Genomic DNA, 11,758 nt, shown 5'->3' with positions numbered 1-11,758 from the left:
AGCGGTCGACGACCAGGATGTCGACCGTGTCAAAGCGCTCTCGGATGCGGAAGAGGAAAACGCCGATGACGATGAAGGCGATGAGGACCGCAAACGCGACGCTGATCTCTACGACGAGCGGCATCCCTTTCGCGCCCGCGGCGGCCAAAATCAGGCCGTTTTCCAGCGACATGAAACCGATGACCTGGCTGATCGCGTTGCGCCGCGTGACGATCATCAACATCCCTAAAAGAATTACCGCCAGCGCGAAGGCGAGATCTTCCCGGGAAAGACGATCTCCCGGCGGCGTAGTTCGCAGGGTCACTACGAGGGAAAGCGCGACGAGCGCCATGCCGGCGAGCATCGTAGGGCCGATTCCACCGACCGTCTCCAATATTTGGTGGATCCGCAACTGGACGACGATGCGACGGAGCGCGACAGGGATGAGGATGGCTTTGAAAACCAGGGCAATGGCGGCGGTGATGTAGAGATGGGGGGCATCCTGGATGTAGGCCTGCCAAGCGACCGAGAAGGAGAGGACGAGAGCATGGAGCGTGAACATATGGAGCAAAGCAAAGACCCGGTCCTGGTAGAGGAGCATGAAGCTCACCAAGACGAGGCTCCCGGAGAGCAGATGGGCGATGTCGAAGCTGAGCGCGCTCATGAAGGGAATGGGTCGGTTCTCCTGTTTACAGACTTCCGGATACAAAGCGAAGGAGCGTAGCGAGCAGGCCGAGCATGAGGGCCGCGCCGAGGAAGTCGGGGACACGGAAGAGGCGCATTTTGGCCAGAGTAATCTCGAAAACCCCGAGGGTGGTTCCCGCCACCACGAGCTTGCTCAGATAGAGGAAGCTGCCGAAGAGATAGGAGAGGATCGAGGAGCCCGGCGCGGCGAGCCTCCAGGGGAGGAAAATCGTTCCGATCAGGGAAAAATAGAGGAGCAGCTTGAGGGAGGCGGCCAATTCGAGCAGGGCCAGATGACGCCCGGAGTATTCGAGCACCATTGCTTCGTGAACCATCGTCAGTTCAAGATGCGTTGCCGGATTGTCGATGGGCAACCGGCTGTTTTCGGCCAGAGCGATGAGAAGAAGCGAGGCCAGAGCCAGGGCCATCGAAACGCGGAGTCCCACCGATGGCGAGAGGAGATAGGCGGTGATGGCCGAGAGTTCCGTCGAGCCTGCAACGAGAGCCAAGGTAAAGACTACCAGGAGCATAGCGGGCTCCGCCAGAGAGGCGATCATCACCTCCCGGCTCGCCCCGATGCCTCCGAAGCTCGTGCCGGCATCGAGGGCCGATAGGGCCAAAAAGAAGCGGGCGCTTCCGATGAGAGCGGTGATCGCGATGAGGTCGGCCCAAGGGCCGAACGGGAGACCCAGGCAGAAAGTGGGAACCAGGGCGGTCGCCAGCCAGGTGAAGGCAAAAATCAAATAGGGGGAAACTCGGAAAAGCCAAGAGGCATTGTCTGCCAAGACGGGGTTTTTGCGGAAAAGCCGAAAGAGCTCTCGATACGGTTGGAGGATCGAGGGGCCTTGCCTACCCAACAGCCGTGCTTTTACCTTTCGGACCAAGCCCGTAAGGCCGGGGGCCAAGAGCAAGACGAGGAGCATCTGTGCCGCTTGGATCAAGGAGGGGTGGATCAGAGCCATATGCTGAGCAAGGCGAGCAGAAAGATCAGGAGAAGGAAGACCAGAAGTAGATAGCGCCGAATGGTGAGAAACTGCATTGGGTTGAGTTTTCCTGCGAGGAAGAGGACGGCCTTGGCGATGGGTACATAGAGTCCTTCCCAAGCCGGATCATGAATCTTGACTGCGATCCGCGCGGGAGCAGGGTCCCCTGGAGGCGGCATCTCGACCTTTTCGCGTGCCCCGAAGATGCTCGAGGCGTAGACGCGGCGGATGGGTTGCGCAAAGCTCGCCGTCGTATATTGGGTTGCGGGGCTGGCATCCGGATAACCGCAATCCCACGCAGCCGATCGGCGAATCGGGCGGAATCCGATCGATCGGACCAATCCCGCGGCTCCCAGAGCGGTGATCGCGATCAGGACGAAGAGCAGAAGGGCATCATAGGAGCTTCGAGTCTGCGCAATCGGCACCATTGGTGCCCAGAAAGGAACGCTCTGTTGCGGCAGGGCTTGTCCGGCAAATTCCTTTACCACCGGCCCGAGTGCGTTGACCATTTGACCCGGAAATATGCCTGCCAACAGGCAGAAGAGTGCGTTGGCGAACATGGCGGCGAGGGACGGAGCTCCCACCTCTTTGGCTTCCGCCGCGGAGGCGGATCTCGGGCGCCCGAGAAAGCTCATTCCGAAGGCCTTGACGAAGCAGGCGGCTGCAAGTGCCGCCGATAAGGCCAAAAGGGCCCCGACGGCAACGATCAGGAATTTGAGCGCCCATTGAGGAAGATTCGGACTGACCAGGATTGCTTGGAAGGTGAGCCACTCCGATGCAAAACCGTTGAGAGGCGGCAGAGCCGAGATGGCGACACAGCCCACTAGGAAGGCTACGGTGGTGCCGGGCATCCGGTGGATCAGTCCTCCCATCTTTCCCATGTCTCTTTCCCCGGTGGACGCCAAGACCGCGCCGGAGCCGAAAAAGAGCAGGCTCTTAAACAAGGAGTGGTTCACCACGTGGAAGAGCGAGGCCGTCAGGGAAAGAGCGGCTGCCCAGGGAATGCGGTTTGCGGCAAAGGCCAAGGAAAGCCCGAGGCCGATGAAGATAATCCCGATGTTTTCCACGGTATGGTAGGCGAGCAGCCGCTTAAGATCGTGTTGCATCAAAGCATAGAGCACGCCCAGCACCGCGGTGATCCCTCCCAGGAAGAGGATGAGAAAGCTGCCTTCCCATGCGGCGGGACGAAGGAGATCGAAGATGACCCGTACGAATCCATAAACCGCCACCTTGGTCATCACGCCGCTCATGAGCGCGGAGACATGGCTCGGCGCGGCCGGGTGCGCCAACGGGAGCCAAGCGTGGAGGGGGAAGAGACCCGCTTTGGAACCCGCCCCGATCGTCACCAGGGCGAGCACGACGCTGGTCGTGAGAGGGGAAAGGGCCGTTTCGCGTATGACGGAAAAGGCATAGCTCCCACTCGTCGTCGCCAGCAGGCCGAAGGCGAGAATCAGTGCGAAAGCGCCGACCGCAGCCATGGTGAGGTAGACATGTCCCGCTCGCGCATTCGCTTCTTCCCGGTGATGGGAAACCACCAGGGCCCAGGAAGCCAGCGACATGAGTTCCCAGGCGAAGAGAAAGACATAGGCGTCGTCCGCCAAAACAACCCAGCTCATTCCGGCGAGAAAGAGCGGGAAAAACGGAAGGATTCGATCGGATGCCGACTCGTGCCGGCTATACCCGATGGCGAAGAGGGAGCTCGAGATCCCTCCCCACCCGATGATCGCCAGAAAGAGGGCGGAGAGCGCGTCCATGCGGAAATGGGCGCCGATCCACGGAAGTCCGGCCGGCAAGATCATCGCCGGGGGCTCTGCGGAGGGAAAGAGGAGTTCGCCGAGACCGCAGGCGAACGAGAGGAGAGAGAAAAGCGCGGTTGCGCCGTAAATGACCCCGTTTCGACCGGAAAAAGTCCTCAGCGGGAAGCTCGCAAGGCTGGTGAGCAGAAGCGCCGCCGAACAACAGAGCGCGATATCCAAGGTCATCTCGAGAAGTGCTTGCGCGGCAAGAAAACCGAGCCGACGAGGCAGAGAGCTCGCTCAAGAGAGTCGAATCGAGTTCTCTTGGACACGAACATCGCTTCGGCGATCCAATCGGCCGACAAGGACCTGCTTGTATAGGATCTCCCGCGGCGGCACAAGGGGGAAATGGATTTAAGGAGGCCGGAGAGGCAATCATCTCTCGCGCAAAAGGGCTTCGAGAAGCTCGTGGATGCGCTGCGGGTTGGCTTGCCCACGACTCTTTTTCATGACGAAGCCCTTGAGTGCGTTGATCGCCGCCGCCTTCCCAGCCTTGTAATCGGCGACGCTCTTCGGATTGGCGGCGATCGCCTCGCGGCAGAAGGCTTCCAATGCTTGTCTGTCGGATATCTGGGCCAAACCGCGCTCCTCCGCAATTTCTTTAGGGGATTTGGGAGTCCGTAGCAAAATCGCCAGCACTTCTCGCCCCTGTCGGGAATTGAGTCGGCTGTCGGACACCAAGTCTGCCAATTCCCCGAAATATTCCGGCGAAACGGTGGCGAGTTCCGGGGCCTCCTGACGAAGAGCCAGGTAGTCATTGAGGATCAGATTGGCCAGGGTGATCGGGTTGCGGGTGGAACGGGCCGCCGACTCGAAATAGTCCGCCAACGGCGGATCGGAGGCGAGGACGCTCGCCTGATATTCCGACAGCCCGTAGGTCCGGCAGAGGCGGTTCTTTTTCTGCTCGGGAAGCTCCGGCATGCGACCCTCGGCTTCCGTGCGAAGGCGGCCGTCGGTATGGATCGGCAGCAGGTCGGGGTCGGGAAAATAGCGATAATCATGGGCCTGCTCCTTGGTGCGCATCGGGATCGTCTCCCCCCGCGCGTCATCCCAGCGCATGGTCTGCTGAACTACCGTTCCCCCGGAGGAGACGAGCTCGATTTGGGACTCGATCTCATATTTGAGCGCACGCCGAACGGCGCTGATGCTGTTGAGATTCTTGATCTCGCGCTTCGTGCCGAAGTCTCTGGCTCCCGCAGGCCGCACGCTGATGTTCACATCGCAGCGAAGCTGGCCTTTCTCCATATCGACATCGCTCACGTTTCCATAGCGCAGGATTTCCCGAAGCGTCGTGAGAAGCGCGAAGGCTTCCTCCGGCGTGGTCAGGTCTGGTTCCGTGACGATTTCCATGAGCGGGGTGCCTGCTCGATTGAAGTCGATTCCGCTCCGGCTCTCGAGATGGAATGACTTGCCCACATCTTCTTCGAGGTGGATCCGAACGAGTCGCACCTTCTTGTTTGCCAGAGCCTGCGGCTCCTTTTGCGCATCCTTGGGGAAGCTGAGAGAGGGCAGAGTCAAGCTGCCTCCCTGGCAGAGCGGCTGGTCGTATTGGGAAATCTGATAGTTCTTCGGCATGTCCGGATAGAAATAGTTCTTTCGGTCGAACTTGGCGCGGGGCGCGATGGTCGATCCGAGCATGAGGCCCGTCAGGATCGTTTTGATGACGGCTTCCTCGTTGGGAACGGGAAGAGCACCCGGAAGACCGAGGCAGACTGGGCAGAGATGGCTGTTAGGCTCGGCTCCGAACTCGTTCCGACATCCGCAGAAGAGCTTGGTCTGCGTCTTGAGCTGAACGTGAACCTCAAGACCGATGACCGCTTCGTATGTCATGGCAGCGTCCTCATTCCAAAGGAGGTCGGCGGGTATGCCAGTCGGTGCTCTGCTCGTAGGCATATCCAACCTGGAGAATCGTCTCCTCCTTCCACATCGGACCGATGATTTGCAGACCGATCGGAAGGCCGGACCGCGTAAAGCCGCAGGGCAGCGAGAGCGCGCAAAGCCCGGCGAGATTGACGGCGATCGTAAAGATGTCCGCCAAGTACATTTGCAGCGGATCCTCGGTCCGTTCGCCGAGACAGAAGGCTGGAGTGGGAGAAGTCGGAGTTACGATCGCCTGGCAATCACGAAATGCGGCCAGAAAGTCCTCTCGAATCCGCACCCGCACCTTTTGCGCCCGGAGATAGTAGGCATCGTAGTAGCCGGAGCTGAGTGCGTAGGTTCCCAAAAGGATCCGCCGTTTCACCTCACGGCCGAAGCCTTCGTCACGCGTTCGCCCGTACGTTTCGAGAAGGTCGTCGCAGCCGGAGGCGCGTCTTCCGTAACGCATCCCATCGAACCGAGCCAGGTTGGCCGATGCTTCCGCGGTGGCGACCAGGTAGTAGGAGGCGATCGAATAGGAGGTGTGGGGAAGGGATATTTCGCGAATGATCGCTCCGAGTTCTTCGAAGTGGGAGATCGCTTTGCGCGTCGCGGCCTCGACCTCGGGATCGATCCCACTCACGAAATATTCCTTGGGAACACCGAGCGTCATGCCTCGAATCTCTTCCCCGAGCTTCTTCGAAAAGGAGGGAGCGTGTTCCGGTGCGCAGGTGTTGTCCCGGGGATCCTGACCCGCGATCATTTCCAGGAGCAGCGCCGCGTCGGCAATCGACTTGGTCAGAGGACCGATTTGATCCAAGCTCGAGGCGAAGGCCGTTAGGCCGTAGCGGGATACCCGCCCGTAGGTCGGCTTCAATCCGACGCAGCCGCAGAAGGCTGCGGGTTGTCGAATCGATCCTCCCGTGTCGGTACCCAGAGCGGCGATCGCCTCGTGAGCGGCGACAGCCGCGGCCGAGCCTCCGCTGCTTCCCCCCGGCACGCGCGAGAGATCCCATGGGTTGCGGGTAACGCCCCAGGCCGAATTTTCCGTCGAGGAGCCCATCGCGAACTCATCCATATTGGTCCGGCCCAGCAAGATGGCGCCTGCGGCCCGGAGTCTCTCGATCACCGTCGCGTCGTAAGGAGCGATGTATCCCTCCAGGATTCGCGAGGAGCAGGTGCAGGGCTCCCCGCGAACGTTGATCACGTCCTTGATGGCGATGGGAACTCCCCCCAAGGGAAGGGAGAGATCGGCCTTCTTGGCCGATTCCAGTGCGCGTTCCGGATGGAGATAGTTGTAGGCTTTGAGCTTTGGATCTACCGAGGAGATACGATCGAGCAGCGATTCGACCACCTCGGTGGGATGGACTTCCTTGGCGAGGAGCTGCTTGCGCAGCTCTTGGATCGTGGAGAAGGCGCAGCTCACTCGAGGATCCGAGGGACGAGGAAGAGTCCGCTCGCTTGTTGCGGCGCGTTTTGCAGGGCTTCTTTCTGCGAAAGCCCCGGAAGAGGGCAATCGGAACGCAGCCGGTTTTGAAATCCTTTTTCCTCGCCGATGAGGACGATTTCGCGGATGTCGACCTCCTCGAGCTTCTTTACATAGGCGAGCACCTGCTCGAGTTGATTGCCGAAGGTCTCGATTTCTTCCGGGGAGAGTCGAAGGCGGGCGAGATCCGCCACATAGGCGACGTCGATTCCAAGCGTTGGCACGGAATATCCATACCGGAATGCGCCGGTTTCTGGCAAGGCGGGGAATGCGCGCGCTCCATTGCGCTTGTTCGCGACGAAAGAAGTGCGATAGGAAGTGGAGCAAGCAAACGAAGATTTCTATGACGGAACGACCAGCGATTTCTCCGACGCGCCAGGAAGATTTTCCGGAGTGGTACCAACAGGTCATTGCCGCGGCGGACTTGGCGGAAAATTCCGAGGTGCGGGGCTGCATGATCATCAAGCCTTGGGGATATGCGATCTGGGAGAGGATGCAGCGGGAGCTCGATCGGAGAATCAAGGCCGCCGGCCATCGCAACGCCTATTTCCCGTTGTTCATCCCTTTGAGCTTTCTCGAAAAGGAGGCGGAGCATGTCGAAGGCTTCGCCAAGGAGTGCGCGGTGGTGACCCACCATCGGCTGGAGGCAACGGAAGGCCGTTTGGTACCGGGGGCGCCGCTTGCCGAGCCTCTCGTCGTCCGTCCGACGTCGGAGACGATCATCGGAGCCGCGTTCGCTCGGTGGATTCAATCGTATCGAGATCTGCCGCTGCGGATCAACCAGTGGGCCAATGTGGTGCGCTGGGAGTTGCGGCCCAGGCTTTTTCTGCGCACCAGCGAGTTTCTGTGGCAGGAGGGTCACACGGCACACCAGACGGCTGCCGAAGCGGAAGCCGAGGCGCTCCGCATGCTCCGGCTCTACGAGGGATTTCTGCGGGAGATGCTCGCTCTTCCGGCCATCGCGGGGGAAAAGACCCCAGGCGAGCGCTTTCCAGGAGCCGTGCGGACGCTCACGCTCGAAGCGCTCGTCCAGGATCGAAAGGCGATCCAGGCCGGCACTTCGCACTTTTTGGGACAGAACTTTGCCCGTGCCAACGGCATCACCTTCCTCTCTCCGGAGGGGATGCGAGAACATGTCTGGACGACAAGCTGGGGGGTGAGCACCCGCCTCGTGGGAACCTTGATCATGGCCCACTCCGATGATAACGGCCTCGTTCTTCCACCGCGCGTGGCTCCCTGCCAGATTGTCCTTCTACCCCTGATCCGGCGCGAGGAAGAGCGGACGGCGATTGAGGAGGCTTGCGCGAGGCTGGCTGCGGAGTTGGCGGAGCGGAGCTATGCCGGAGAGCCGCTTCGTGTCGAGATCGATGCCCGTCCGTCGGCCGGAGGCGCCAAAAATTGGGAGTGGGTGAAGAAAGGGGTTCCCCTCCGTGTGGAAATCGGTCCTCGGGAGGTTGCTGCGGGAACGCTTTCGATCGGCCGGCGGGATCGGCCGCCGCGCGAGCGCCTCTCTCAGTCGGTTCGCCAATTCGTGGCAGAGGTGGAGGGCATTTTGACGCAGATGCAGGAGGGCTATTGGGATCGGGCGGTCGCCTTCCAGAAAAGCCATACCCGCCGTATTGCATCCCGCGAAGAGTTCCTCGAGTTCTTTACCCCGAGAGATGCCGAAAGACCGGAGATTCATGGAGGATTCGCCGAAATACCCTGGTCCGGCGATGCCGCACTCGAAGAAAAGATCCGCGAAGAGCAGAAGGTTACGATCCGTTGCATCCCTCTCGACCAGGAGCCCGCTCCGGGAACCTGCCCTTTCTCGGGAAAGCCCGGAAAATACCGGGTCCTTTTCGGAAAGGCCTATTGATCCCCGTTCCTCGCCGAGCACTCCCTTTCCGGGCATTTCTCTCCCAGCGGAGGGAAGTGCGTTATAGTTGCTCGGTGAAGGCTTCCGCCGTTCTGCTGGTCTCTCTCTGCGCAGCGGGCTCGATCGGCTCGCTCAGAGCCGCTCTTCCGCCTCCCAGGGAGTCCGCAGAGCTCGCCGCCCAATACGAGGCCGTAAGCAGACCGCAGTTTGTTCAGGGACGGGAACTCCTCTCCCTCCTCTCGATCGAACCGGGCGACGTCGTCTTGGATCTGGGTTGCGGGACGGGAAGGCTCGCGGAGTATACGGCAAAGCTCGTCGGCCCTCATGGAAAAGTGATCGGAATCGATCCTTCCCCGTATCGAATCGCCATCGCGAAGCGGAGGGAACGCTCGGGCCTTTCCTTCGAGGTGGCCGGTTCCGACGATCTTTCTTCCTTCGCAAGCGGCTCTTTCGATCGCGTCTATCTCAACTATGTTTTCCATTGGATCGAAAACAAAGCCGAAGCCCTTCGAGAGATCTATCGGATCCTAAAGCCGGGAGGCAGGCTCGGAATCAGCACGGGGTTGAAAAGTGGCCAGCCGTCCCGGGTGCGCGAGCTCATTCGGGAATCGATTCGAGAAGTACTGGGCAATGTTCCTCCCAATCTCTTTTTGTCCCCTTTTCGCATGACTCGGAAAGAGCTTCGGGATCTGGCCGAGCGGGCCGGATTCCGGATCGTCGACTTGCGAGTGTTCCCTCTTTCGGATTACGCAAAAGATCCGAACGAAGTCATTGCGTTTCTCTCCGCCAGCAGCTCCGGGAGATTCCTCTCGGGGGTGGGGGATGCGGAGCGGCAGCGCATTATCGCATCGCTCAAAGAGAAATTGAGCAGACTAGAGACGGGCCGAGGCATCGAGATGGAGCATCCGGCGATCTTTCTCGTCGGAGAAAAGCCGAGGTAATGGCTTTCGCCAATCGATGGAGTCCCTCGGGAGCCGGATCGTTGAGCGGGGGAAAGGACGGCGGAGAGGGGCACCGGGCACCGGGCCGCCATCGGCCCGGCGCCCGGAACGGGATTCGATCAGCTTAGATCGGCTAGACACTCGTCGAGCCAGCCGAGAAGCTGCCGTACGGTCTGCGGCGTCTCATCCCCCATGTGAGAGATCCGGAAGGTCTCTCCCTTGAGCTTTCCGTATCCGCCGTCGATTACGCACTGAAAGCGGCTTCGTAGGCTTTGAATCCACTTCGCTACGTCGACCTTTCGCGTATTCGAGGCGCAGGTGAGAGAGAGAGAGGCAAAGCCCTCTTTGGGGAAGAGCCCGAAGCCGCGATCCTTGATCCAAGAGCGTACGATCTGCGCATTCTCCCGGTGGCGCGCATAGCGCGCTTCGATCCCCTCCGCGGAAATTTCTGCGAGCTTCTGTCGGAGCGCGTAAAAGTGGCCGATCGACGGGGTGCTCGGCGTCATGTTCTTTTCGTGGTTCTTTTGAAACTCGATGAAATCGAAGTAATACCCGCGCCCGGGCACCGTCGCCGCCTTGGCCAAGGCTCGCTCGGAGACCGAAAAGAGCGCTGCTCCGGGGGGGAGAGCGAGCGCTTTTTGCGTTCCGGCCAGCATGACATCGATTCCCAACTCGTCGAAGGGGATCTTGAGCACGCTGAAGGAGGAGACCGTATCCACGATGAAGGAGACACCCGGAAAATCCCGCATGACTTCCGCGATTTCCCACAATGGATTCATGAGGCCGGTCGAGGTTTCGTTGTGGATCAGCGTGAGCGCATCGAAGTCGCCGGTCGCAAGCTTGCGACGCACGGCTTCCGGATCGACCGGCGTGCCCCACGGGAAGGCGAGAAGCTCTGCGGCCTTGCCGCTGCGCAGGGCGACATCATACCACTTATCGGAGAAGGCACCGTTGGCACAGCAGAGCACCTTCTTGTTCACTAGGTTGCGGATCGCTCCTTCCATAATGCCCCAGGCGGAGCTTGTGCTGAAGTAGACAGGCCTCTTCGTATAAAAGAGGGCCTGCAGTTTGGGCTGTAGATCCGCGTAGAGCTCTTGAAAGCTTTTGCTTCGATGTCCGATCATGGGCGCGGCGTACGCTTGGAGTGTTTCTGGAGAAACTTCGACCGGCCCCGGGATAAAAAGTTTTACGTGAGGTATCATTCTGGGAGGATAGGGATCAGATGCGTAAAAGGCAATGGCTTCTCCTAGCGTCGATTTGTCTCTTGTCCGTCCGAGCCCTTGCCGAGCCTGGACTGGAAGAAATTCTCCGGGAGGTTGTCGCCCGCGACGACGAAGCGAAGCAGCGCCTGCTTCGCTTGGAGTATTGCCAAGAGATCCGTACCGATCAGCTCGACGGAAGCGGGAATACGAAGAAGACCGATGAGATTCGGCTGGTGGTCAAGCCGGGCGAGGGCCTGCTCTTGGTTCCGAACTCCTCTGCGGGAACGGTTTCCGTCCAAAAGTTGAGCAGCCAACAACTTCGGGAGGCTCGAGCAGCGCAGCAGGTCAGTGATTTCCTGGCGATGCGCAATCTCGTTCCTCGTTACGCGATCCAGCTCGAAGGGGAAGACGTCTGGAATGGACAGCGGGCCTATGTCCTTGCCTTCTCGCCGAAACCGGACGCTCCTTGCCATTCCCGAGCGGATCGAGTGCTCAATGCCCTGCACGGAAGAGTTTGGGCGCGGAAAAAGGATTGCTCCGTGCTTCACGTCGAGGCGAACTTGACTCGGCCGGTTCCCATTGCCTGGATCTTTGCCTCCGTCGACCAGCTGGATGTCTGGTACGAGGCTTCGAGCCCTTCGCCGGATCTAGGGGTTCTTCCAGCCAACGGGTGGGTGGAATACCGTGTCGGCACCTGGTTCGGAAGCAACCACGCGAAGCAGCAGGTGGTCATGAGAAACTACCGGCGCGGCGATCTGACGGCGGGGGCCGCTCCATAAGCGTGGGTGCCGGCGCGGGTCGGCGGTAGTTGCCCCCGCGCTCCGTTGGACAAAGGTTGTCATCTTCCCGGGGAGCGGCTAAAAAGGAGCTCAGAGGTTCTGTGCGCCGAGGAGCCAGGGGAAACGCCTATCCTCGGAAAAATCGGCTCCCGGATGGGAATCCAAATCGATTACCCTCGGCGGTCTCTCCGCC

General features: G+C 60.2%; 10 protein-coding genes. 3 read left to right on the top strand and 7 right to left on the bottom strand.

Translation table 11 applies throughout. The features are described 5' to 3' along the window. From FN369_RS03340 to gatC, 6 genes are all read right to left on the bottom strand, one after another. Nucleotides 1-643 (bottom strand): hydrogenase-4 component E (locus tag FN369_RS03340; RefSeq protein ID WP_142524792.1); only part of this gene is annotated, 643 nt, incomplete at its 3' end. A 25-nt stretch (nucleotides 644-668) separates the two neighbouring features. Further along, a complete protein-coding gene (locus FN369_RS03335) occupies nucleotides 669-1,625 on the bottom strand; it encodes a respiratory chain complex I subunit 1 family protein (protein WP_142524791.1) in 957 nt (318 codons plus the stop codon). After that, nucleotides 1,616-3,628 (bottom strand): hydrogenase 4 subunit B, encoded by a 2,013-nt coding sequence (hyfB, locus tag FN369_RS03330; RefSeq protein WP_142524790.1) that lies wholly within the window; start codon nucleotides 3,626-3,628, stop codon nucleotides 1,616-1,618. The genes FN369_RS03335 and hyfB overlap by 10 nt, the downstream gene beginning before the upstream one ends. Nucleotides 3,629-3,817: 189 nt before the next feature. Then, nucleotides 3,818-5,272 carry an Asp-tRNA(Asn)/Glu-tRNA(Gln) amidotransferase subunit GatB gene (gatB, locus tag FN369_RS03325; RefSeq protein WP_142524789.1) on the bottom strand — a complete coding sequence of 485 codons (1,455 nt, stop codon included), beginning with the start codon at nucleotides 5,270-5,272 and terminating at the stop codon, nucleotides 3,818-3,820. Between the two features lie 10 nt (nucleotides 5,273-5,282). Next, nucleotides 5,283-6,725, bottom strand: a complete 1,443-nt coding sequence (gene gatA / locus FN369_RS03320) for an Asp-tRNA(Asn)/Glu-tRNA(Gln) amidotransferase subunit GatA (protein WP_142524788.1) — start codon at nucleotides 6,723-6,725, stop codon at nucleotides 5,283-5,285. Beyond that, nucleotides 6,722-7,009, bottom strand: coding sequence for an Asp-tRNA(Asn)/Glu-tRNA(Gln) amidotransferase subunit GatC (gatC, locus tag FN369_RS03315; protein WP_246189513.1), 288 nt, complete (start codon nucleotides 7,007-7,009; stop codon nucleotides 6,722-6,724). Before gatC ends, gatA begins: the two co-directional genes overlap by 4 nt. A gap of 119 nt (nucleotides 7,010-7,128) precedes the next feature. Here gatC and proS point away from each other — a divergent pair, with 119 nt between their 5' ends. Both proS and FN369_RS03305 read left to right on the top strand, forming a co-directional pair. Beyond that, nucleotides 7,129-8,643 (top strand): proline--tRNA ligase, encoded by a 1,515-nt coding sequence (proS, locus tag FN369_RS03310; RefSeq protein ID WP_142524786.1) that lies wholly within the window; start codon nucleotides 7,129-7,131, stop codon nucleotides 8,641-8,643. A gap of 56 nt (nucleotides 8,644-8,699) precedes the next feature. Then, nucleotides 8,700-9,584 carry a methyltransferase domain-containing protein gene (locus FN369_RS03305; RefSeq protein WP_178087652.1) on the top strand — a complete coding sequence of 295 codons (885 nt, stop codon included), beginning with the start codon at nucleotides 8,700-8,702 and terminating at the stop codon, nucleotides 9,582-9,584. A gap of 119 nt (nucleotides 9,585-9,703) precedes the next feature. Here FN369_RS03305 and FN369_RS03300 read toward each other — a convergent pair whose 3' ends face one another. Further along, nucleotides 9,704-10,786 (bottom strand): pyridoxal-phosphate-dependent aminotransferase family protein, encoded by a 1,083-nt coding sequence (locus FN369_RS03300; RefSeq protein WP_142524784.1) that lies wholly within the window; start codon nucleotides 10,784-10,786, stop codon nucleotides 9,704-9,706. A 20-nt stretch (nucleotides 10,787-10,806) separates the two neighbouring features. Between FN369_RS03300 and FN369_RS03295 the strand changes: the two genes are divergently transcribed. Further along, on the top strand, nucleotides 10,807-11,565 hold the full coding sequence (locus FN369_RS03295) for a hypothetical protein (RefSeq protein ID WP_142524783.1): 759 nt from the start codon (nucleotides 10,807-10,809) through the stop codon (nucleotides 11,563-11,565). Nucleotides 11,566-11,758: the final 193 nt, after the last annotated feature.

It is taken from the genome of Methylacidimicrobium cyclopophantes, from assembly GCF_902143385.2.
In the GTDB taxonomy this organism is placed as follows: domain Bacteria; phylum Verrucomicrobiota; class Verrucomicrobiia; order Methylacidiphilales; family Methylacidiphilaceae; genus Methylacidimicrobium; species Methylacidimicrobium cyclopophantes.
The sequence above is the reverse complement of the archived record's forward strand: the minus strand, read 5'-3'. Positions and strand labels throughout refer to the sequence as shown.